Genomic DNA, 21011 nt, shown 5'->3' on the forward strand with positions numbered 1-21011 from the left:
GGCGAAGAGGTCGATGTGACTCCCTGACGTTTCACGTGAAACACTCATGGCACAGCTGTGGTCAGCCTGTGGACAACCTGTCGATGTTTCACGTGGAACACTATTTGCCGATACAAAAGCTGGAGAAGACGCGGTCCAAAATATCCTCGGCGTCGATGCGACCCGTGATCTTGGCTAGGGCGCGGGCAGCCAAGCGGACGTCCTCTGCAGCCAGCTCTACTTCCAGCCCGGCCTCGGACAGGGCGCGGCCAAGATAGGCCCGGGCCTCTCGCAGGCGTTCGGCGTGACGAAGGCGAGTGGCAGCGGGAAACTCCGCGCCCGACAAAGCGGCCGTCACGTGAACGGTCAGGTCTCCCCGCAGCCGGTCGACCGCACCTCCAGTAAGGGCGGCGACAGTTTGAACCGTCAGGCCTCGCTTAGCCAAGGCAGTGGTAGCGGCGGCGACCGCTTTGACGTCGGCGATATCCATCTTGTTGATCAACGCCCAGTCGCCGGGTGTCAAAAGATTGCTTTCCTCTTTCTCCAGATGTTCCACGTGAAACCCGTCGACAACCCAGATCCGCAGGTCGGCGCTGTGCGCCCAGGCGCGGGCGCGACGCACCCCCTCGGCTTCCACGACATCGACGGTCTCGCGCAGGCCCGCCGTATCGGCCAGCAAGACGCGATAACCACCCAGAACCAGCGGAACCTCGATGATGTCCCGCGTGGTGCCGGCGATCTCTGTGACGATGGCGGCGTCGCGCTCGGCCAGACCGTTGAGGACTGTGCTCTTGCCAGCGTTGGGCGCGCCGACCAGGGCGATGCGATAGCCGTCGCGGACGCGTCTGCCACGGGAAACATCGGACAAGGCGGTGTCGATCTCGGCCGCGAGCGTCTCAAGCCCTGGACGCGCGCGCGCCGCGACTTCCTCCGGCAGATCCTCGTCGGGAAAGTCGACCGCCGCTTCCAGCATCGCCAAGGCGTGGACCAGCAGTTCGCGCCAACGATCATAGCGCTGACTCAAGGCCCCGCCGATCTGGCTGAGCGCCTGTTTGCGCTGACCCTCCGTCTCGGCGTCGATCAAGTCGGCCACGCCCTCGGCTTGGGCCAGGTCGAGCTTGCCGTTCTCGAAGGCGCGTCGAGTGAACTCGCCGGGCTCGGCCAGTCGCAGGCCCAGAGCGACCAAGGCTTCCAATAGAGCCTCAACGACCGCCCTCCCCCCGTGCACATGAAACTCGGCGGCGTCCTCGCCGGTATAGCTGGCGGGTCCCTGGAAGAAGAGGACGAGGGCTTCGTCGAGCGCGACACCGTCATGCTTCAAGCGGCGAAGGCCAGCCTGACGCGGCGGCGGAACCTTGCCCGCCAGCGCCGCCACAACGTTTCGCGTGGCGGGGCCGGACACGCGCACCACGGCCACCGCCGCCCGCCCGGCCGCTGTGGCCAGGGCGAAGATCGTGTCCGTCATCAGTCGCGCTTGCTCACGGCCGCGCTCGCCGCCGCGGTCATCAGCTTGCGGAACTGGTCCTGGGCGCCGGCCCCGAAGGCCATCCAGTTCTTCATCAGCTCCTCGGGCGCCAGCATGGCCATATTGGCGTCCATGCGGGTCTGCATCTCCTTCACCAGATGGTCGTTGAGGGCGCTCACGTCGGGCAGCCCCAGGAAGGTGCGCGCCTCCACCGGCGTGCAGTCGATCTCGATGGTCATCTTCATGGCGGTTCCCTCAGGTCAGGGCACGATATTGTTATGGGCCACGCCCGACGCGTCACGTTAGAGCGCTTTGGTCGAAAGTCACATCGACCCCATGCGACGGAGAGCCCGATGAGCGAGACCCTCACCATCACCACGCCGGACGGCGTTTTTTCGGCCTATGTGGCGCGGCCTCAGGCAACTGATGCACCCGCCGTCGTCGTGATCCAGGAGATCTTCGGCGTCAATACGGTGATGCGCGACATCTGCGACGGCCTGGCCGCCCAGGGCTTCGTCGCCATCTGCCCCGACCTATTCTGGCGGATCGAGCCCGGCATCGACATCACCGACCAGTCGGAGGCCGAGTGGAAGCGGGCCTTCGAGCTGTTCAACGCCTTTGATGTGGACTCCGGTGTGACCGACATCGCCGCGACCATCGCCGCCGCCCGCGCCCTGCCCGGCGCGTCTGGCAAGGTCGGCGCGGTTGGCTATTGCCTGGGCGGGTTGCTGGCCTTCCTGACCGCCACGCGAACGGACGCCGACGCCTCGATCTCCTACTACGGCGTAGGCTTGGAAAAGCACGTGGGCGAGGCCGACAAGCTGGCCCGGCCCCTGCTGATGCACATCGCCGAGAAGGACCAGTTCGTGCCGTCCGAGGCGCAGCAAGTCATCCTCGCCGCGTTGAAGGATCATCCGCAGATTACGATCCATACCTATGAAGGTCGCGACCACGCCTTCGCGCGCGAGGGTGGCGCGCACTATGATGCCGCCGACGCGGCCAAGGCCAACGGCCGCAGCTTGACCTTCTTCAACACTCACCTGGCCTGATCGATGCTGGCGATCCAAGCGACCAAGGCCGGCGGACCCGAAGTTCTCGAGGCCATCGACCTGCCCGTCCCGCCGCCGCGGCCAGGCCAGATCCTGGTCCGTCACCACGCGGTGGGCCTAAACTTCATCGACACCTATCAACGGTCCGGCCTGTATCCGATGAAGATGCCGGCGGTGCTGGGGCTGGAGGCGGCTGGTGTCGTTGAGGCGTTGGGCGAGGGCGTCACCCGCTTCGGCGTCGGTGACCGAGTCGCCTATAACGGCTCGCTCGGCGCCTACACCGAGGCGGCTGCTGTCCCCGCAGATCGGGCCGTTAAGGTCCCAGACAGCGTCAGCCTCGAAGTCGCTGCGGCCGTCCTGCTCAAAGGCATGACCGCCGAGTTCCTCGTCCGTCGATGTTTTCACGTGAAACCCGGCGACGTGGTTCTGGTCCACGCTGCGGCCGGCGGCGTGGGCTCGATCCTCGTGCAATGGTGCAAAACTCTGGGCGCGACCGTGATCGCCACCGTGGGGTCGCAGGCCAAGGCCATCATCGCCCGCGATCTCGGCGCCGACCAGGTGATCCTCTATCGCGAGGAAGACGTCGCCGCTCGTGTCACAGAGTTCACCGGCGGCAAGGGCGTAGCCGTCGTCTATGACGGCGTCGGCATGGACACCTTCGAGGCCAGCCTCAAGAGCTTGTCCAGGCGCGGCGTCCTGGCGACTTTCGGCAACGCTTCGGGTCCCGTGCCACCCTTCTCCCCGCTGGAACTGTCGGGCAAGTCGCTGTTCGTCACCCGCCCTCGCCTGTTCGACTACATCGTCACGACCGAAGAACTGGACGAGAGCGCCGAAGCCTTGTTCGAGGTCCTGGCTTCCGGCGCGGTCAAGATCGACATCGGCCAGACCTTTCCGCTTTCGGAAGCCCGGGCGGCGCACGAGGCCCTGGAAGGCCGGCGTACGACTGGCGCTACCCTGCTGCTACCGTAGACCGACTACCGGGTAGTCCCGGCCGGGGACCAACAAAAAGCCCCGGGTCATCCCCGGGGCTTTTCCTTATGGCGGTGAGTCCGGCTGGACTCAGGTGTTCATCGACTGGAAGAAGTCGCCGTTAGTCTTGGACTGGCGCATCTTTTCCAGCAGGAACTCGATGGCGTCCGAGGCGCCCATTGGGTTGAGGATACGGCGCAGCACATAGGTCTTCTGCAGCTGGTCGCGCGGGGTGATCAGCTCTTCCTTGCGGGTGCCGGACTTCAGCACGTCGATAGCCGGGAAGATGCGCTTGTCGGCGACCTTGCGGTCCAGGATGATTTCCGAGTTACCGGTGCCCTTGAACTCTTCGAAGATCACTTCGTCCATGCGGCTGCCGGTATCGATCAGGGCCGTGGCGATGATGGTCAGAGAGCCACCCTCTTCCACGTTCCGCGCCGCGCCGAAGAAGCGCTTGGGACGCTGCAGGGCGTTGGCGTCGACGCCGCCGGTCAGCACCTTGCCCGACGACGGGACGGTGGTGTTGTAGGCGCGGCCCAGACGGGTGACCGAGTCCAGCAGGATGACGACGTCGCGCTTGTGCTCGACCAGGCGCTTGGCCTTTTCGATGACCATCTCGGCCACCTGCACGTGGCGGGTTGCTGGTTCGTCGAAGGTCGAGGCGATGACCTCGCCCTTCACGGTGCGCTGCATATCGGTGACTTCTTCCGGACGCTCGTCGATCAGCAGGACGATCAGATAGATTTCCGGGTGGTTGGTCTCGATCGACTTGGCGATGTTCTGCAGCATGACGGTCTTACCCACGCGCGGCGGGGCGACGATCAGGCAGCGCTGGCCTTTGCCGAGCGGCGCGACGATGTCGATGATCCGGCCCGAGCGATCCTTCACGGTCGGATCGGGCAGTTCCATGTTCAGGCGCTCTTCGGGATAGAGCGGCGTCAGGTTGTCGAAGTGGATCTTGTGCTTGACGTTGTCGGGGGCCTCGAAATTGATCTTGGCCACACCGGTCAGGGCAAAGTAGCGCTCGCCTTCGCGCGGTGAGCGGATGGCGCCGTCGACCGTGTCGCCGGTGCGCAGGCCATACTTGCGGATCTGCGAGGGCGAGACATAGATGTCGTCCGGGCCGGGCAAATAGTTGGCTTCCGGCGAGCGCAGGAAGCCAAAGCCGTCCTGCAGCACTTCCATGGTGCCCGAGCCCGAGATTTCCACGCCTTCCTCGGCGAGGGTCTTCAAGATCGCGAACATCATGTCCTGCTTGCGCATGGAGTTGGCGTTCTCGACCTCGAAGGTCTCGGCGAAGGCCAGCAGGTCGGCCGGGGATTTTTCCTTCAGCTCCTGCAGGGACATGGTCTTCAGGCCCAGGGCCGCGACGGCGGCGCTGATCTCGGAGTTGTCGTCGCCGCCATCCTCTTCGGACTCGGCGCCGGGAACCTCGGCGGGGGTGGTGGTGTCGATGATGGCTTCCTCGGCGGAAGCTTCGTTGTTTTCGGTGTCTTCGGTCATGTTTTGACTCAAACGGGGACGCGGACCGCAAGAGCGATCCGGCCGGAAAGGATTTCAGTTCTCACGCCGCAAGAAGAAAGCGGCGAGCGCGCCATGACGACGACGCGGATCGATTGGGGAACGGACCTTCGGAGCCAGGCTCCAGGGGGCGCGCCAGGACGGGCGCCAGTCCGTGAAAAGAGACCGAGCTTAACGCAGCGCGTCAAGCCTGATGGGATGGGAACCACATGCAAGGGGGCCGGTCAAGCGCCTCGCCCGTTCGCTGGCGAGCTTCAGTGATCCAGGAACTTGGTCGTCACAGCCATGACGATGACGATCGCCAGCACGAACGGTATCTCGTTAGTGATCCGCCAGAACTTTTCCGAGCGGGTATTTTCGCCGCGCTCGAACTTACGACGCGAGGCCGACAGGAAGCCGTGCCAGCCATACAGGCCAGCAAGGGCTGTGAGCTTAGTCAGCATCCAGGGCTGAGCCAGGAAGCTCCAGCCCCGGATCTGGCTGTCGGCCAGGATCAGGGCGACGCCGAAGACGAAGGTCAGGATCGAAGCGGGATTGATGATGCCGCGCAACAGTCTGCGCTCCATCACCTTGAAGGTCTCGTCCATCTCCGAGCCGGGTGTGGCCTTGGTATGATAGACGTAGAGACGCGGCAGATAGAGCATCCCGGCCATGAACGCGATCGCGGCCAGAATGTGCAGGCCGCGAAAGACGTGGAAGTTCTGGACCAGGAAATCGATCACGCCGCGACCTCTCGCGTCCGGGGACATTGGCTCAGGTCGCCGCCGCAACGCCAGGCGCAAGCCGGAGCGACACCGTCACGCGGCAGGGCTTCGACCACCGCCTTGGCCAGACCGTCTATAAAGACCGGCTCTATACCCAGGGCGGCAACGCGGATGTAGGCTGGACAGCCCGCTTCGACCGCCAGCTCGCGATATTCGTGATCCAGTTCGACCAGGGTCTCGATGTGCTCGGAGACGAAGGCGATCGGCGTCACCACCAGGGCCAGGCCCTCTTCGCTGGCGGCGACGATTTCGTCGTCGGTGGAGGGGCCGATCCACTTCAGCGGGCCGACACGGCTCTGATAAGTGACCTTCCAGTCCCAGCCATCACCCAGTCTGGCGGCCACCGCAGCGGCCGTGGCCTCGATCTGCTTCTGGTAGGGGTCGCCGGCCAGGATGACCTTTTCCGGCAGGCCGTGCGCCGAGAACAGCAGACGCGCGGGCCCTGGGCTTCCGGCCTTTTCGTAGGTCTCGCGGATCAGTCGGGCATGGGCCTCGATCAGGGCGTCGTCGGTCGGATAGCAACAGACGGCGCGAACCTTGCCTGGACCGCGGTAGGCCTTGTTCCACGCCTTCACGGACGAGCCGGTGGTGGTGGTGGAAAACTGCGGATAGAGCGGCAGAAGCACCACCTCGTCGGGCGCCCAGGCTTTCACGGCCTTCGCGGTCTCTTCGGTCAGCGGCTTCCAGTAGCGCATGGCGATGAAGCACTTGGTCTCGGCGTCGGGCATGGCCTCGGCCAAAGACGCTTCCAGCGCCAGCGCCTGCTTCTCGGTTTCCGGCAACAAGGGCGAGCCGCCGCCCATCATCGCGTAATTGGCCTTGGCGCTCTTGGCGCGGGTCGTCGAGATCAGCGCCGCCAACGGATAGCGGATAATGGCCGGCGCGCCGATGATCGCCGGGTCGCGAAAGAGATTGAACAGAAATGGCCGCACCGCGTCCGGACCATCGGGCCCGCCGAGGTTGAACAGAACAACTGCGACCTTCCTACGCGGGCTCATTTGCCGGTCACCCTAGCCAGTACCTGCTCGACATGAGCGATGGGCGTATCGGGCAGGATCCCATGGCCCAGATTAAAGATATAGGGACCCTGCCCCCACTGCTCGATCAACTGATCGACCCGGCGCAGCAGCTGGTCGCCGCCGGCCCGCAACAGCAGCGGGTCCAACGCGCCCTGGATCGGCTTGATCTTCTGAATGCGCTGACCCATGACCGCGCTGACCTGGGTGTCGAGCGCCATGCCCTGCACCGGCACGACGGAGGCATAGGTCTCGGCCAGAGCGCCCGCGCCGCGCGGGAAACCGATGATCGGAACCGTGACGCCACGATCCCGCAGACCCTGAATGATGGCGACATGCGGCTTGATCACCAGCCGTTCGAACTGCGGCTCGGACAGGCCCTCGGCCCAGCTTTCGAACAGCTTCAGCGCCTGAGCCCCAGCGTTTACCTGCATGACCAGATAGTCGATGGTCGCCTCGACCAGCACCGCGATCAGCTGGTCCAGCTTTTCAGGGTATTGATAGGCGTAGGTCCGCGCGGCGGTCCGATCGCTGGACCCGCCCTCGATCATGTAGGTCGCCACCGTCCAGGGCGCGCCGGCAAAGCCGATCAGCGCCTTTTCGGGATCGAGGGCGGAGCGCACACGGCGGAGCGTCTCGCCGATGTTCGACAGCTTGGCGCCCGCACTGCCGGCCAGTTCGGCCATGGATTCGATGGAGGGCATTTCGCCAAGCTTGGGACCCTCGCCCGCCTCGAACCAGACCTTCTGCCCCAGGGCGCCGGGGATCAGCAGGATGTCGGCGAACACGATGGCCGCGTCATAGGGAAAGCGCCGCATCGGCTGCAGCGTCACCTCGGCGGCCTTTTCAGGATCGAAGCAGAAGCTGATGAAATCCGGCGTCGTGGCGCGAACCGCGCGGTACTCCGGAAGGTATCGACCGGCCTGGCGCATGAACCATACGGGAGGGCGGTCAGCGGTTTGTCCCGACAGGACCGAAAGCAGTTTGGGCGTCACGAGCGTCATAGGGGCCTTAAATCCCGTCCCGCCCTTGGGCTCAAGCCCGAAGGCCTATCTTCATTTATTAATAAGATCTTAAGTTTGACAGTAGGAGGAGAAGGGCAAGTGGGAACTGGGGAAAACCGTCTCACCACCGCTGACTCCCACATGCCATCAGGGCTTATGCCCACGATCCCCCACATGGGGACATCGCCCTGTTAATCATGGGGATGGATGGCTAGGACCTTGCGTTTATTAATGAACTCTTAACGAGCGTCACCTTGCTTAACGCCTCATTAACCATTTGTTCCCGACCATGGGACAGCGATGATCCAAGATCCAGGGATGCAGATTCGGCTTGGGGATGTTACGCGGTCAATGCGGCCGTTGATCACAGCGGCGACATGACACGACGCTTTGGGACGGCTTTGGCGCCCGCGCGTCCCCAGAGGCAGGCCAAGTGGTTAAGCAACCGTTAACGGATGATTCACAGGAAGGTTCGAGCGGTGGGCTGGGCGACGACCGTCCGGCGCCGCGTTTCGCGACCTATTTCCATATCCATCTGGTGTCGGATTCGACCGGAGAGACGTTGAACGCGATGGCCCGGGCAGTCTGCGCGCGGTTCACCGACATCCTGCCGATCGAGCACATCTACGCTCTGGTCCGTTCCACCCGGCAGCTTGACCGGGCGCTGGAGGAAATCGCCGGCGCGCCGGGCGTGGTCATGCACACCATTATCGACGCTGGCCTGCGCTCGGCGCTCGAGGAAGGCTGCCGGCGACTGGAGATGCCCTGCATCGCCGCTCTGGACCCTGTGGTCAGCGCCATGTCGCGCTATCTGGGCGCTCGGATTTCCACGCGGGTGGGCGCCCAGCATGCGCTGAACAACGACTATTTCGACCGCATCGAGGCCCTGGACTACGCCATCGCCCACGATGACGGCCAGGGCGGCCAGGACCTGACCCAGGCCGACGTAATTCTGGTGGGCGTCTCGCGGACGTCCAAGACCCCGACCTGCATCTATCTGGCTCATCGCGGCGTGCGGGCCGCCAATGTGCCTCTGGTGCCGGGAAGGCCGCCCCCCACCGAGCTGTTCGAGCTAAAGAACACCCTGATCGTCGGGCTTATGACCTCGCCCGACCGGCTGATCCAGATCCGTCGAAACCGGCTGCTCTCCCTGAAAGAGAACCGCGAGAGCGATTATATAGACACCGACGCGGTGCGCAGCGAGATCATCGCCGCCCGCCGGCTGTTCGAGAAGATGGGCTGGCCGATCATCGACGTCACGCGCCGCTCGGTGGAAGAGACGGCCGCCGCGATCATCAACCTGCTGTCGGGCGGTCGCGGCCAGGTCGAGGTTCTGGGATGAGCCGCACGCCGGTCACCCTGGCGTCGAAGAGCTCGGCCCGTCAGGCGATCCTGCGCAATGCCGGGCTTGCGTTCGAGGCGGTTGTCGCGGGCGTGGATGAAGACGCGACCAAGGCCGGGCTGCTGGCCGAGGGCGCAAACCCGCGCGAAGTGGCCGACGCACTCGCCGAGCTGAAGGCGGTCAAGGTCTCGACCAAGCGGCCCGGCCTGGTGATCGGCGCCGACCAGACCCTGGATTTCGCTGGCCGGCTGATCGACAAGGTCGAGACCCTCGATCAGGCCCTCGCCCTGCTGCAGGAGTTGCGCGGCAAGACCCACAAGCTGCATTCGGCGGTGGTCGTCGCCCGAGATGGCAAGCCGATCTGGCGGGTGGTCGAAACCGCCAAGCTGTCGGTGCGGCCGTTCAGCGACGCCTGGCTCGATGGCTATCTGGAGCGCCGGGGCGAGCACATCCTGCACTGCGTGGGCTGCTACGAGCTGGAGAGCGAAGGCGTGCAGCTGTTCGACGCCATCGACGGCGACTATTTCACCATCCTCGGTTTGCCGCTGGTGGGCCTGCTGGATTTCCTGCGCCTGCATGGAGCGCTCGAGGCATGAGCTCGACCATCACCGGCGCGGCAATCATCGCGGGCGTCTGTGGCGCGCCGATCAAGCATTCGATGAGCCCGCTGATCCACGATGCCTGGATCGCCGCCGCCGGCCTCGACGCGGCCTACGTGCCTTTCGCGCCGGCTGAAGATCGCTTCGAAGCTTTTGTCGATGGTCTGCGTGGCGGAGCCATTCGCGGCCTCAACGTCACCATCCCCTTCAAGGAACGCGCCCTAGCCGCCGCAGACACCGCCAGCGACCTGGCCCGGATGGCCGGCGCCGCAAATCTGCTGATCTTCGAGGCCGACGGCACGATCCGCGCCGACAACACTGACGGCCCGGGCCTGCTGGGCGCCCTCGCCGCCCAGGCTTCAGGCTTCGACATCGCCGCCGCGCCCGTGACGATCCTCGGGGCTGGCGGCGCGGCCCGGGGCGCAGTCGCGGCCCTGCTGCTGGCCGGCGCGCCCCAGGTGCGGATCGTCAACCGCACCCCAGCGCGCGCCGAAGAACTGGCTGCGGCGTTCGGGGCCAGGGTTGTCGCCGCCGATGAGGCCGCCTTGCCCGGCCTGCTCTCCGACACCGGTCTGGTGATCAACGCGACATCCCTGGGCCTTGGCGGCGGCGCCGGCCCTGCCGCGCCGCTGGAACTGACACCCGCCGGCGCCGTGGTGATGGACATGGTCTATAGGCCGCTGCGCCCCGAGTTCCTGCGTCGCGCCGAAGCCTTGGGCCGCCGCACGGTCGATGGCCTCGAAATGCTGCTTCGACAGGCCGTCCCGTCATTCGAGGCCTTCTATGGCCAGGCGCCTCCGGCTTCGGTGGATGTCCGGGCCTTGGCTCTTCGCCATCTTGGCGAGGCCTGAGCCATGGTCATTCTGGGCCTGACCGGCTCCATCGGCATGGGCAAGTCGACGACCTCGGCGATGTTCGAGGCGCAGGGCGTGCCGGTTTACGATTCCGACGCGGCGGTGCATGCGCTTTACGCGGTCGGCGGCGCGGCGGTCGCTCCGGTCGAGGCCGCCTTCCCCGGCGTGGTCGTGGACGGCGCCATCGACCGCACGCGGCTGAGCGCGGCGGTGGTTGGCGATCCCGAGGCGCTTCAGAAGCTGGAAGCTATCGTCCATCCGCTGGTCGGAGGCCATCGCATCGGCTTCTTCGAAGACGCTGAGGCCGCTGGCCACGACATCATCGTGCTCGACGTGCCCCTGCTCTACGAAACCGGCGGCGACAAGCATGTCCACAAGGTGGCAGTCGTCTCGGCTCCTCCCGAGGTTCAGCGACAGAGGGTACTGGCCCGGCCCGGCATGGACGAGGCCAAGTTCGCAGCCATCCTCGCCCGCCAGCTGCCCGACGCCGAAAAGAGGGCCCGGGCCGACTTCATCATCGACACCGGCCGGGGTCTCGAACACGCCCGTGGACAAGTCCGCGACATCCTGACTCGCTTGCGCGCCACGGCTTGAAGCTGGCTCCGAACGGCTCCATTGAATCGGCATGGCCCGGGAAATCATCCTCGACACTGAAACCACCGGCTTCGATCCGAAGACGGGCGACCGCCTAGTCGAAATCGGCTGCATCGAGGTGGTCGACTTCATGCCGACCGGGCGCTCGTTCCACGAATATTGCGACCCGCTGCGCGACATGCCGGCCGAGGCGCAGAAGGTTCACGGCCTGTCGTCGGAATTCCTGACCGGCAAGCCCAAGTTTCATGAGATCGCCGACCGCTTCATCGAGTTCGTCGGCGACAGTCCGTTGATCGCCCACAACGCCGCGTTCGACCGCAGCTTCGTCAATTTCGAGCTGGAAAAGTGCGGTCGCGCCGCCCTGCCCGAGCCTCGCTGGGTCGACACTCTCGCCATGGCCAAGAAGCGCTTTCCGGGCATGTACAACTCGCTCGACGCGCTGTGCAAACGCTTCAAGATCAGCCTCGACAGCCGCGACAAGCACGGCGCCCTGATCGACGCCCACCTGCTGGCCGAGGTCTATCTGGAACTGCAGGGCGGCAAGGAACGCGCCCTGGAACTGACGGCGGTGGTCACCGCCGCCATGACCGCCCAACTGCAGGCCGGCGCTTACGGCGCCCGCCCCCGCCCCCTGGCCGCCCGCTCCACCGAGGCCGAACGCGCGGTCCATGTCGAGTGGATCCAGTCGACGCTGAAGGACAAGGCCGTCTGGGTGAAGCTGGGCTTGGTCCAGATCGCCAGCTAGGCCGCCTCGCCGCTGCGCCGGTCAAAACCTGCGTCGGCCGCCTAAACCTTCAAATCCGCCGTCACTGGCGCGTGGTCGCTCGGACGTTCCCACTCGCGCACGGTGTCGTGTACTTTCGATGACACCTTGCCATCGATTATAGTCGCGTCGCGCAGGCCGGGGCTGGCCAGGATGTGGTCCAGGCGCAGGCCGCGATTGGACTTGCGGAAGTCGGCGGCGCGATAGCTCCACCAGGAATAGAGCTTTTCCGGTTCCGGCGTCGCCAGGCGCGGCAAGTCGAGAAAGTCCATCGAGCCCACTAGAGCGGCGAAGGCTTCCAGCTCGACGGGCGTGTGGCTGACCACGCGCGACATCTGGCGGTGGCTCCAGACGTCGTTGTCGCCCGGGGCGATGTTGAGGTCGCCGGTCACGATCAGCGGCGCCTTAGGATCGCGGCGCTTCAAGGCGGCGGTCAGGGTCTCGTAGAAATCGAGCTTGTGGTCGAACTTCTTGTTGGTCTCGCGATCGGGCACATCGCCGCCGGCCGGGATGTAGAAGTTCTGGATATCGACGCCGGCCACCTTCACCGCAACGCAGCGAGCATGGCCCTCGCGGCAGTTCATCAGGGTCGGTACGTCCTCGAACGGCAGGCGCGAGGCAATAGCCACGCCGTGCCAGCCCTTCTGGCCGGCGATCTTCAGGTGCTTGAGGCCTGCGGCCTCAAAGGCCTCGCGGGGAAACTCGGCCTCCTGGCACTTGATCTCCTGCAGGCACAGGACATCGGGGGCCTGTTCATCGACGAAACGGGCGATCTGCTCGGCGCGCAGGCGGACGGAGTTGACATTCCAGGTGGCGATACGGAGGCGCATGGTCTGGCTCTAGATCGTTTGGGCGCACCCGGAAACGAAAAACGCCCAAGCCCATCCGGGCGATTCGCCCGGCCGGCCACTGCCTGCCAAACGAAAAACTCCCGAGCGCCATCTAGGGCGCTTCGCCCGCACGGCCACTGCCGGCCAAAACGAAAAACGCCCAAGCGCCATCTAGGGTGCTTGGGCGAAAGTCGGGTCTCTCATGCCGCCACCGGGAGGGGATAGTATCCGGCACGGTTTGCGAGGAGAGGGTCGGGCTCTCGTCGCCATGCGTGTTAAATATGCCACTGCGAGATTAATAGTCAAGAGGCGAGTCTGTTGATTCTTGCATGTTGTGCGAATGTCACAATTACGATTTCGCCCCAGCGCGTCGCGGTCGAGGGTCGGTGAGCACGAACAGCTTGGGATCCAGGCCTGCGGTCTTCTCGAAATCGACCAGCCGCACGCGGATCTGGCTGCCCTTCACGTCGCTGACCGTCCAGCCGATCAGCGAAACGGGGCCGTCGCTGAAATCGAGACTGATGCGGCCCAGCGTCTGGCGCCTGGCGTCCTGGGCCACGATGGTGAAGCCATCGGCCAGCCTGCGCACGTCGGTGACGACCACGCCGCGATCCAGGCGCACCTCGCGGGCCAGCAACAGGGCCAGCGGCGTGCGGCTCAACGGATAGCTCTCGAAGGTCTTCAGGCGGCTGTCGAAGATGTTGACGTTATTGCCGTTGCTGACAACCAGCAGGCCGGACGGGCCATCATAGGCAAACCGCGCCTTGCCGGGACGTTGCAGATAAAGCGTGCCTTGTGTGACCGTGCCACGCTGGTCGGTCTGGATGAACCGGCCCTTGGCCGAGGACAGGCCCTGGATATAGCTAGTGGCCTTCTCGACCAGCGCCTTCTGCTCCGGCGTCAGGACGGCAGCCTTCGGCGCGCCCCTTGAAGCGGATTGAGCCAGGGCCGATCCGCCGAACGAAGCGGCGGCCAGGCTGGCGCCGGCGGCGGCGATCAGGGCGCGACGGGTGGTCGGGGTCTCGGTCATGCGGTCTCCTTAGGCGTCAACCTTTGCCCTGCCCAGACGACGAGCGAAAGGCCGTCGCAAGGCCATTTTCCGGCGCTCCGATGAAGCGCCGTTCAGGTTGGGGCTGGGAGAACGCGGAAGCTGGAGTGAGGGTTGCGGGAAGCGAAGCGGGGCAGGGCGCTACAGATGTCCGCGATGGGTGGAAGCAGACTTTGATCTTCCATGTTTGGCCTTTGGTGTGCCTAGTATGACCTAACGGCTTGGCCGATGGGTAGAGGCAAGAGGGGCGTACTTTGAAAGTTTACAGGCAAGGTGAACACGACGCTCTGTGCGGCATCTACGCCATCATCAACGCTTTTTCCCGCTGCGGCATCAAGCAGCCGCCTAAGAAGATATACGACACCGCCGTTCGCTCGTTGATCGCCAGCAACATGACATGTGAACTGATTAATGGAATGGGTCTTGAGACAGAGGAGCGGATGCTCCAAGATTGTCTTGCACTGTATGCGAGGGCTCTCTCGGTGAAGCGACCCTTTCACGGCGCTACGCTTGCGAAGACCGAGGATGAGTTCTGGTTACGCCTGAAAGCCTGCTTCAAAAGTGAAGGTGCGCAGGTCGTTGTCCAGGGAATTCGGAAGCCGAGCGACCACTGGGTAGCTCTAACCTTGGGGCAGCGAGGAAAGGTTAGCGTCTTCGATTCTGACCCCGAACTGTGCCGTCAATGGACGCTGAAAGCGGGTCACACGATCAAGGCGCTTTCCGCGCGGGAAGATGAATGGAAGATCGAGCAGGCCGAGACATTGGTCATCTACAGGCGATAGCCGGGTTTGAGCCGCTACGATGGCTCCATCGCGGGGGGACAAATCGGACGAGCGCACAGTTATTGTTCGCGCCTATCACCCCACTTCCGCTCTCCCCGGCGAAGGCCGGGGCCAGATTCAGCCTGAGCGTTTGGGGATGATCCGGGATGCGGCGGTGGCAGACCACCAATCTTTCTGCGTTCGATCTGGGCCCCGGCCTTTGCCGGGGAGAGCGGATTTAATGGGATCAAAGCCCCGGCGGCGGCGGGGCCAGGATCTCGCGTTTGCCGGCGTGATTGGCGGCGCCGACCACGCCTTCCTTCTCCATCCGCTCCATCAAGGATGCCGCCCGGTTATAGCCGATCTGCAGGCGGCGCTGAATGTAGCTGGTCGAGGCCTTGCGGTCGCGGGTGACCACGGCCACCGCGTGGTCGTAGAGGTCGTTGGCCCCGCCCTCGCCGCCGAAGGCGCCCTCGATGGCTTCTTCCTGTTCCTCTTCGCCGCCGGCGGTGACCTCTTCCAGATAGTTGGGCGTGCCCTGGTCGCGCAGGAACTTGGCCACGGCCTCGACCTCGCCATCGCTGACGAACGGTCCGTGCAGACGGGTGACCCGCCCGCCGCCGGCCATGTAGAGCATGTCGCCCTGGCCCAGCAGCTGCTCGGCGCCCTGCTCGCCCAGGATGGTGCGGGCGTCGATCTTGCTGGTCACCTGGAAGCTGATGCGGGTGGGGAAATTGGCCTTGATGGTGCCGGTGATCACGTCGACCGACGGGCGCTGCGTGGCCATGATCAGGTGGATACCGGCGGCGCGAGCCATCTGGGCCAGGCGCTGGACGGCGCCTTCGATGTCCTTGCCGGCCACCATCATCAGGTCGGCGACCTCGTCGATCACCACCACCAGATAGGGCATGGCTTCGGGACGGATCTGCTCGGTCTCATAGATCGGACGGCCGGCGTCGTCGAAGCCGGTCTGGACGGTGCGCTCGAAGTGCTCGCCGCGTTCGAGGGCCTCATTGGCCTTCTCGTTGAAGCCGGCGATGTTGCGCACGCCGATCTTGGACATCCGCCGATAGCGGTCCTCCATCTCGCGCACGGTCCATTTCAGGGCGACGATGGCCTTCTTAGGATCGGTGACGACAGGGGCCAGCAGGTGCGGGATGCCGTCATAGACGCTGAGTTCCAGCATCTTCGGGTCGATCATGATGAAGCGGCACTTCTCGGGCGGCAGCTTGTAGAGGATCGACAGGATGATGGCGTTGACGCCGACCGACTTGCCCGAGCCGGTGGTGCCGGCGATCAGCAGGTGGGGCATCTTGGCCAGGTCGGCGATATAGGGCTCGCCGCCGATGGTCTCGCCCAGGGCCATGGGCAGGATCGAGTTGGTCTTGTCGTAGTCGTTGCTGGACAGCAGGTCGCGCAGATAGACGGTCTCGCGGCGTGAATTGGGCATTTCGATGCCGATGGCGTTGCGGCCCTGGGCCACGGCCACGCGGCACGAGATCACGCTCATCGAGCGGGCTATGTCATCGGCCAGGGCCACGACACGGGCGGTCTTGACGCCCGGGGCCGGCACCAGCTCGTACATGGTGACCACGGGGCCTGGGCGGATCTGGTCGATCTGGCCCTTGACGCCGAACTCGGCCAGCACGCTTTCCAGCAGGCGGGCGTTCTGGCGTAGGGCGGCGGCATCGACGTCGGACGAGCGCGGCTTGGCCTTGGCCAGCATGGCTAGCTCGGGCAGCTGGAAGCCGCCCTCATCGTTGAAATTGAAAGCTTTTTGCTGTTCGCGTTGCTCGCGGCCGCTGTCCTTGGGCAAGTTCTTGGGCTTGGCGATGGCCAAGGGACGGGCCGCGACGGGCTCGTCCTCTTGGTCATCAGAGGCGGCGGGTGGCGGTGTATAGGCCTGTTCAGGCGCTTCGACCTCGGGCCGGGCCGGACGACGTGGCGGGACCGGCGTTTCGACAGCCTTGCGGGCGCGCGGCGCCTTGGGGGCCTGAGCGACAGGTTCAGGCTCAGCCCGCTCGCGCGGTTGCAGGGCGCCGCCGACGGCGTAGGCGATGGCCTCGGGATCGAAGCGGCGGAAGCCGATGGCGTAGCCAAGGGCGATGGCGGCGCCGATGGCCAGCAGGGTGGCGGCGATCATCTCGGCGGCGGGCACGCGGGCGAAGGCGAATATGGCGGCGATCAGGTGCAGCAGACCATCGCCCCAGAACCCACCGAGGCCCTTCGCGGATTGCCAGATTGCGGGCGTTGGCAAGGCGGCGAGCATACCAGCCAAGGCCAGCAGACCGGCCACGCCGACGAGGGCGCGCAGGCGAAGGTCGGCGCGCGCGGCGGCCGGGTCAGCCTGAGAGACACGGGTCAGGCCGAACACCAGCATCAGCAGGGCGGCGAGCCAACCCACCAGACCCAGCGACTGCATGAGGATGTCGGCGACCGCCGCTCCGGCTCCGCCCAAGGCGTTGGTGGCCCCCACCCCGGTGGCGGCGTTCAGGCTGGGATCGTCGTAATTATAGGTCGCGACGGCCAGCAGCAGGCTGGCGCCGAGCACGGTGACCAGACCGCCGCGGAACCGCGCCGACCAGGGCTGCGCCCAGCCATAGCGGACCGCATCCCAGAAGAGCTCCACCGTTGTACGCCGCGCCGCTCGCGCCATGAAACTCTCCGAAAACACCGGGTATCGAACTATCGAACCGCCATGTTGTGCCTGAAGAGAGTTAAGGGGCGTTTACGGCGTTCGTTTGTGGCTGATTCATAGAGTCGCGGGGTTCTGGGGGCCGTAGCCGTCAATGGACATGCCGAGATGGCGTATCCCGCGCGCGAGTGGCAGGGTTTCATCCGCAGACCGGAGTATCTCGCATGGCGTTCTTTTCGGTGACGATGACCCACCGCCGACGGCGAGGGCTGGGGGCGGCACGTCATTCCCCACGTCACCTTTCTCCAGTCTCTGATTGAAGCGGGGAAGATCAAGGCGTCGGGCCCCGTGACGGGTCTCGGCAAGCGCGCCGGGTTCATCATCATGACGGCGGACAGTCGCGACGAGGTCGAGCAATTGATTGCCCAAGACCCCTTCGCGATCGAGGGCCTGATCGATGAGCTGACGATCCTGGCCTGAGACCCGATGTTCGGCGCCTTCGCCGAGGACGCCGGTCGGGCGTCAGGTCGCTAGAGCATTTTCCGATAAGTGTGAAACGGTTATCGGATCGAAAAATGCTCTAAACTTTTGATTTAGAGCCCTTTTCGCCCGACCCTGATGAAGCCATCAGGTCGGAAAGGGCTCTAGCTTTTCGGCCGGCGATCAAGGGCCGGCCTTCTCCAGCAAAGACCCTAAGCCGCTTCGAACCGCAGCGGACCGCCCCAGAAGCTTTCGACCAGACCGTTCTGCGGACCCGGCGCGCCGGTGGTCAGGAACACCCGGCTGCCGCCGGTTCCAGGGTTCAGGTCCGGATGGCGCTCCAGATAGAGTTCGAGCGCATCGGCGGTCGCGGCGGGCTGCTGGATCAGCGGCGTGCCCGCCGGCAGGGCGGCGCGGAAGATGTCGGCGACGATCTCGTAATGCGTGCAGCCCAGCACCACGCGGTCGGGATAGCGACCGATGCGGGTCTTCAGCGCCTGGACGTGGCCGTCGATTTCCTTGGCCAGCTCCACCGCCCCGGTGTCGGCCTCGATCATCCGGGCGAGGTTCGGACAGGGCTCTGAAAACACCGCCAGGTCCTGCTTGCGCTTGTCGATTTCGATCTCATAGACCCGCGATTTCGCCGTGCCGGGAGTCGAGAAGACGCCCAGCACGTCCAGCTGTTCGACCTTGTCGCCGCGCCGCTCGGCCTCGTGCTCCCAGGGCAGGCCCGTGGCCGCCTCGATGGTCGGCACGATGATGCCCAGGATGTTGATCGGCCGGCCCAGCGACCTGCGATAAGCCGGAAGCCAGGTCTGCTGCAGGCGGCGCAGGGCTATGGCCGACGCCGTGTTGCAGGCCAGCACCACCAGACTGGCGCCCGCCTCGAACAATCGCTCGCAGCCCGCGCGGGTCAGATCGACGATTTCCTCGCCGGGCCTACCGCCATAGGGCGCATTGGCCTGATCGGCCAGATAGGTGAAATCCGCCTGCGGGAGGCGTTGCACGAGAGCGCGGTGGACGGACAGACCGCCAACCCCTGAGTCAAAGACGCCGATGGACATGCCCAAGGTTTAGCCTTGCTCGAACGGTTCGTCCACGCGCCCACTTACCGCCCGAGTCAAACGTTACGGTCCTGTCATGTGACGCAGACCCGGGGCTGGCCTAGGGTCTCCGCCAACACATCCACCGGAGATCATCCGTGCAACGTCGTACTTTCCTCGCATCAGCCGCCGCCACCGGCGCCGCCGCGACCCTCAATCCGAGTTTCGCCATGGCCGCCGACGCCAATCCCATGCTCGCCAAGTGGACGGGTCCCTATGGCGGCGTGCCGGCCTTCGATAAGGTCAAGGTCGCCGACTTCAAGCCGGCCCTGGAAACGGCCATGGCCAAAAACCTGGCCGAGATCGATGTGATCACCGCCAACAAGGCCGCCCCGACCTTCGACAACACCATCGCCGCCCTGGAAAACAGCGGCCGCAGCCTGTCGGACCTCTACTGCTACTATGGCATCTGGGGCTCGAACATGAGCTCGCCGGAGTTCCAGCTGGTCGAGGCCGAGATGGACCCCAAACTCGCCAGCTTTGGCGACAAGATCACCCAGAACGCGGCGCTCTTTAAGCGTATTGAGGCGGTCTACACCTCGCCGACCAAGACCAAACTGACCTCCGAGCAGCAGCGCGTTCTGTGGATCTACTACACCAACTTCGTGCGAGCCGGCGCCAAGCTGGACACCGCCGCCAAGGCGCGGGTCGCGGCGATCAACACCGAAATGGCCGGCCTTTTCACCAAGTTCAGCCAGAACCTGCTGGCCGACGAGAACACCTATATCGAGCTGACCGAGGCCGATCTGGTCGGCCTGCCCGACTCGCTGAAGGGCAACGCGGCCTCCAACGCGACCCAGCGCAAGCTTGCGGGCAAGCACATCATCGTCAACACCCGCTCCAGCGTCGATCCTTACCTCACCTATTCGCCGGTGCGCGCCACCCGCGAAAAGGTCTGGAAGGCCTTCGTCAATCGCGGCGACGGCGGCGGGGCTACCGACAACAACGCCCTGATCGCCAAAGTCCTCAAGCTGCGCGTCGAGCGCGCCAAGCTGCTGGGCTACAAGACCCACGCCCATTGGCGTCTTGAGAACGCCATGGCCAAGAACCCCGAAAACGCCATGCAGCTGATGGAAGCGGTGTGGACCCCGGCCATCGCCCAGGTGGCCATCGACGTGGCGGCCATGCAGGCCATCGTCGACGCTGAAAAGGGCGGCTTCAAGATCGAGCCCTGGGACTATCGCTTCTATGCCGAGAAGGTCCGCAAGGCGCAGTACGACCTCGATATGAACGAGGTGAAGCCGTACATGCAGCTGGACAAGCTGCGCGAGGCGATGTTCTGGGCCTCGGGCGAGGTCTATGGCTTCCAGTACAAGAAGGTCGAAGGCCTTCCCGTCTATCACGAGGACATCACGGTCTATGAGGTGACCCGAGCCGGCAAGCATGTCGGCCTGTGGTACTTCGATCCCTATGCCCGCGAGGGCAAGCGCTCGGGCGCGTGGATGAACGCCTATCGGACGCAAGAGCGTTTTAAGCGCGAGATCACCACGCTCGTCTCCAACAATTCCAACTTCATCAAGGGCGCGCCTGGCGAGCCGGTGCTGATCTCGTGGGACGACGCCACCACCCTGTTCCACGAATTCGGTCACGCCATCCACGGCCTGAACGCCAATGCGACCTATCCGTCGGTGTCGGGCACGGCCGTGGCGCGCGACTATGTGGAGTTCCCCAGCCAGCTGAACGAGCACTGGCTGCCGACCCCGCAGGTGCTCTCCAAGTTCTGCGTTCACTACAAGACCGGCGAACCGATCCCTCAGGCCCTGGTCGATAAGATCAAAGCGGCGGACAAGTTCAACCAGGGCTTCGACACCACCGAATATCTGGCCAGCGCCCTGATCGACATGAAGCTGCACCTGGCCGGCGACGTCGATATCGATCCCGACAGGTTCGAGCGCGAAGAGCTGACCAGGCTTGGCATGGCCAAGGAGATCGTGATGCGGCACCGCACGCCGCAGTTTGGTCACGTGTTCTCCAGCGACGGCTATTCGGCCGGCTATTACAGCTATCTTTGGTCCGACACCCTGACCGCTGATGTGGCCGAGGCCTTCAAGGAGGCGCCCGGCGGCTTCTATGACAAGCCAACCGGCCAGCGCCTGATCAACACCATCATGTCGAAGGGCAATTCGGTCGATCCGGTCGAGCAGTTCCGCGCCTTCCGGGGCCGGGACGTGAAGATCGGCGCCCTGATGCGCAACCGCGGCTTCCCGGTTCCGCCGGGGGCCTAGTTGCAGCTCC

Annotated in this window: 20 protein-coding genes; 10 read left to right on the forward strand and 10 right to left on the reverse strand. The window is 64.9% G+C overall.

Features of this window, described 5'->3' with window-relative positions; genetic code table 11:
• Positions 1-100 precede the first annotated feature (100 nt).
• Together mnmE and ACP69S_RS04475 are read right to left on the reverse strand one after the other, a co-directional pair.
• Positions 101-1444, reverse strand: a complete 1344-nt coding sequence (gene mnmE / locus ACP69S_RS04470) for a tRNA uridine-5-carboxymethylaminomethyl(34) synthesis GTPase MnmE (RefSeq protein ID WP_425995257.1) — start codon at positions 1442-1444, stop codon at positions 101-103.
• Positions 1444-1689 carry a DUF6489 family protein gene (locus ACP69S_RS04475; RefSeq protein WP_425995259.1) on the reverse strand — a complete coding sequence of 82 codons (246 nt, stop codon included), beginning with the start codon at positions 1687-1689 and terminating at the stop codon, positions 1444-1446. Before ACP69S_RS04475 ends, mnmE begins: the two co-directional genes overlap by 1 nt.
• Before the next feature lie 108 nt (positions 1690-1797).
• Here ACP69S_RS04475 and ACP69S_RS04480 point away from each other — a divergent pair, with 108 nt between their 5' ends.
• Both ACP69S_RS04480 and ACP69S_RS04485 read left to right on the forward strand, forming a co-directional pair.
• Positions 1798-2493, forward strand: a complete 696-nt coding sequence (locus ACP69S_RS04480; protein WP_425995260.1) for a dienelactone hydrolase family protein — start codon at positions 1798-1800, stop codon at positions 2491-2493.
• Between the two features lie 3 nt (positions 2494-2496).
• Complete coding sequence (locus tag ACP69S_RS04485; RefSeq protein WP_425995262.1) at positions 2497-3462, forward strand: quinone oxidoreductase family protein; 966 nt, start codon at positions 2497-2499, stop codon at positions 3460-3462.
• A gap of 90 nt (positions 3463-3552) precedes the next feature.
• Here ACP69S_RS04485 and rho read toward each other — a convergent pair whose 3' ends face one another.
• The 4 genes from rho to hemE all read right to left on the reverse strand — a co-directional run bounded on the left by rho (position 3553) and on the right by hemE (position 7767).
• A complete protein-coding gene (gene rho / locus ACP69S_RS04490; RefSeq protein ID WP_425995264.1) occupies positions 3553-4965 on the reverse strand; it encodes a transcription termination factor Rho in 1413 nt (470 codons plus the stop codon).
• A gap of 272 nt (positions 4966-5237) precedes the next feature.
• A complete protein-coding gene (locus ACP69S_RS04495; protein ID WP_425995266.1) occupies positions 5238-5732 on the reverse strand; it encodes a CopD family protein in 495 nt (164 codons plus the stop codon).
• Positions 5702-6745 carry a ferrochelatase gene (gene hemH, locus ACP69S_RS04500; protein WP_425995268.1) on the reverse strand — a complete coding sequence of 348 codons (1044 nt, stop codon included), beginning with the start codon at positions 6743-6745 and terminating at the stop codon, positions 5702-5704. The genes ACP69S_RS04495 and hemH overlap by 31 nt, the downstream gene beginning before the upstream one ends.
• A complete protein-coding gene (gene hemE, locus ACP69S_RS04505) occupies positions 6742-7767 on the reverse strand; it encodes a uroporphyrinogen decarboxylase (RefSeq protein ID WP_425995270.1) in 1026 nt (341 codons plus the stop codon). Before hemE ends, hemH begins: the two co-directional genes overlap by 4 nt.
• A gap of 433 nt (positions 7768-8200) precedes the next feature.
• Here hemE and ACP69S_RS04510 point away from each other — a divergent pair, with 433 nt between their 5' ends.
• The 5 genes from ACP69S_RS04510 to dnaQ are packed head-to-tail and all read left to right on the forward strand — an operon-like array spanning position 8201 to position 11901.
• Positions 8201-9109, forward strand: coding sequence for a pyruvate, water dikinase regulatory protein (locus ACP69S_RS04510; protein ID WP_425995272.1), 909 nt, complete (start codon positions 8201-8203; stop codon positions 9107-9109).
• Complete coding sequence (locus tag ACP69S_RS04515; RefSeq protein ID WP_425995274.1) at positions 9106-9705, forward strand: Maf family protein; 600 nt, start codon at positions 9106-9108, stop codon at positions 9703-9705. Before ACP69S_RS04510 ends, ACP69S_RS04515 begins: the two co-directional genes overlap by 4 nt.
• Positions 9702-10559, forward strand: a complete 858-nt coding sequence (gene aroE / locus ACP69S_RS04520; protein WP_425995276.1) for a shikimate dehydrogenase — start codon at positions 9702-9704, stop codon at positions 10557-10559. The genes ACP69S_RS04515 and aroE overlap by 4 nt, the downstream gene beginning before the upstream one ends.
• 3 nt (positions 10560-10562) lie before the next feature.
• Positions 10563-11156, forward strand: coding sequence for a dephospho-CoA kinase (coaE, locus tag ACP69S_RS04525; RefSeq protein ID WP_425995278.1), 594 nt, complete (start codon positions 10563-10565; stop codon positions 11154-11156).
• Between the two features lie 31 nt (positions 11157-11187).
• On the forward strand, positions 11188-11901 hold the full coding sequence (gene dnaQ, locus ACP69S_RS04530; RefSeq protein WP_425995280.1) for a DNA polymerase III subunit epsilon: 714 nt from the start codon (positions 11188-11190) through the stop codon (positions 11899-11901).
• Between the two features lie 41 nt (positions 11902-11942).
• On the opposite strand, the gene ACP69S_RS04535 is transcribed toward dnaQ, so the two are convergent.
• Positions 11943-12749: an exodeoxyribonuclease III gene (locus tag ACP69S_RS04535; protein WP_425995282.1), complete on the reverse strand. Its 807-nt coding sequence runs from the start codon at positions 12747-12749 to the stop codon at positions 11943-11945.
• A 349-nt stretch (positions 12750-13098) separates the two neighbouring features.
• The gene (locus tag ACP69S_RS04540; RefSeq protein ID WP_425995284.1) at positions 13099-13779 is read right to left on the reverse strand and encodes an outer-membrane lipoprotein carrier protein LolA; all 681 of its coding nucleotides are present in this window, start codon (positions 13777-13779) and stop codon (positions 13099-13101) included.
• A 272-nt stretch (positions 13780-14051) separates the two neighbouring features.
• On the opposite strand from ACP69S_RS04540, the gene ACP69S_RS04545 reads away from it, so the two are divergent.
• Entirely contained in the window at positions 14052-14579 is a 528-nt protein-coding gene (locus tag ACP69S_RS04545; protein WP_425995286.1) for a hypothetical protein, read from the forward strand.
• A 226-nt stretch (positions 14580-14805) separates the two neighbouring features.
• On the opposite strand, the gene ACP69S_RS04550 is transcribed toward ACP69S_RS04545, so the two are convergent.
• The gene (locus ACP69S_RS04550; protein WP_425995288.1) at positions 14806-17232 is read right to left on the reverse strand and encodes a DNA translocase FtsK 4TM domain-containing protein; all 2427 of its coding nucleotides are present in this window, start codon (positions 17230-17232) and stop codon (positions 14806-14808) included.
• A gap of 246 nt (positions 17233-17478) precedes the next feature.
• Here ACP69S_RS04550 and ACP69S_RS04555 point away from each other — a divergent pair, with 246 nt between their 5' ends.
• The gene (locus tag ACP69S_RS04555) at positions 17479-17673 is read left to right on the forward strand and encodes a YciI family protein (RefSeq protein WP_425995493.1); all 195 of its coding nucleotides are present in this window, start codon (positions 17479-17481) and stop codon (positions 17671-17673) included.
• Between the two features lie 212 nt (positions 17674-17885).
• Here ACP69S_RS04555 and ACP69S_RS04560 read toward each other — a convergent pair whose 3' ends face one another.
• Entirely contained in the window at positions 17886-18737 is an 852-nt protein-coding gene (locus tag ACP69S_RS04560; protein WP_425995290.1) for a glutamate racemase, read from the reverse strand.
• A gap of 137 nt (positions 18738-18874) precedes the next feature.
• On the opposite strand from ACP69S_RS04560, the gene ACP69S_RS04565 reads away from it, so the two are divergent.
• Positions 18875-21001, forward strand: coding sequence for a M3 family metallopeptidase (locus ACP69S_RS04565; RefSeq protein ID WP_425995292.1), 2127 nt, complete (start codon positions 18875-18877; stop codon positions 20999-21001).
• The last annotated feature ends 10 nt before the right edge of the window (positions 21002-21011 follow it).

Source organism: Caulobacter sp. DWR1-3-2b1, assembly GCF_049895765.1.
Taxonomy (GTDB): Bacteria; Pseudomonadota; Alphaproteobacteria; order Caulobacterales; family Caulobacteraceae; genus Caulobacter.

Bases quoted from the DNA above. Each gene is read 5' to 3' on its own strand.
- ACP69S_RS04560 (WP_425995290.1), bottom strand. From the start codon at position 18,737: ATGTCCATCGGCGTCTTTGACTCAGGGGTTGGCGGTCTGTCCGTCCAC.
- ACP69S_RS04495 (WP_425995266.1), bottom strand. From the start codon at position 5,732: ATGTCCCCGGACGCGAGAGGTCGCGGCGTGATCGATTTCCTGGTCCAG.
- ACP69S_RS04475 (WP_425995259.1), bottom strand. From the start codon at position 1,689: ATGAAGATGACCATCGAGATCGACTGCACGCCGGTGGAGGCGCGCACC.
- ACP69S_RS04480 (WP_425995260.1), top strand. From the start codon at position 1,798: ATGAGCGAGACCCTCACCATCACCACGCCGGACGGCGTTTTTTCGGCC.
- hemE (WP_425995270.1), bottom strand. From the start codon at position 7,767: ATGACGCTCGTGACGCCCAAACTGCTTTCGGTCCTGTCGGGACAAACC.
- ACP69S_RS04515 (WP_425995274.1), top strand. From the start codon at position 9,106: ATGAGCCGCACGCCGGTCACCCTGGCGTCGAAGAGCTCGGCCCGTCAG.
- dnaQ (WP_425995280.1), top strand. From the start codon at position 11,188: ATGGCCCGGGAAATCATCCTCGACACTGAAACCACCGGCTTCGATCCG.
- hemH (WP_425995268.1), bottom strand. From the start codon at position 6,745: ATGAGCCCGCGTAGGAAGGTCGCAGTTGTTCTGTTCAACCTCGGCGGG.
- mnmE (WP_425995257.1), bottom strand. From the start codon at position 1,444: ATGACGGACACGATCTTCGCCCTGGCCACAGCGGCCGGGCGGGCGGCG.
- ACP69S_RS04540 (WP_425995284.1), bottom strand. From the start codon at position 13,779: ATGACCGAGACCCCGACCACCCGTCGCGCCCTGATCGCCGCCGCCGGC.
- rho (WP_425995264.1), bottom strand. From the start codon at position 4,965: ATGACCGAAGACACCGAAAACAACGAAGCTTCCGCCGAGGAAGCCATC.
- aroE (WP_425995276.1), top strand. From the start codon at position 9,702: ATGAGCTCGACCATCACCGGCGCGGCAATCATCGCGGGCGTCTGTGGC.
- coaE (WP_425995278.1), top strand. From the start codon at position 10,563: ATGGTCATTCTGGGCCTGACCGGCTCCATCGGCATGGGCAAGTCGACG.
- ACP69S_RS04535 (WP_425995282.1), bottom strand. From the start codon at position 12,749: ATGCGCCTCCGTATCGCCACCTGGAATGTCAACTCCGTCCGCCTGCGC.
- ACP69S_RS04485 (WP_425995262.1), top strand. From the start codon at position 2,497: ATGCTGGCGATCCAAGCGACCAAGGCCGGCGGACCCGAAGTTCTCGAG.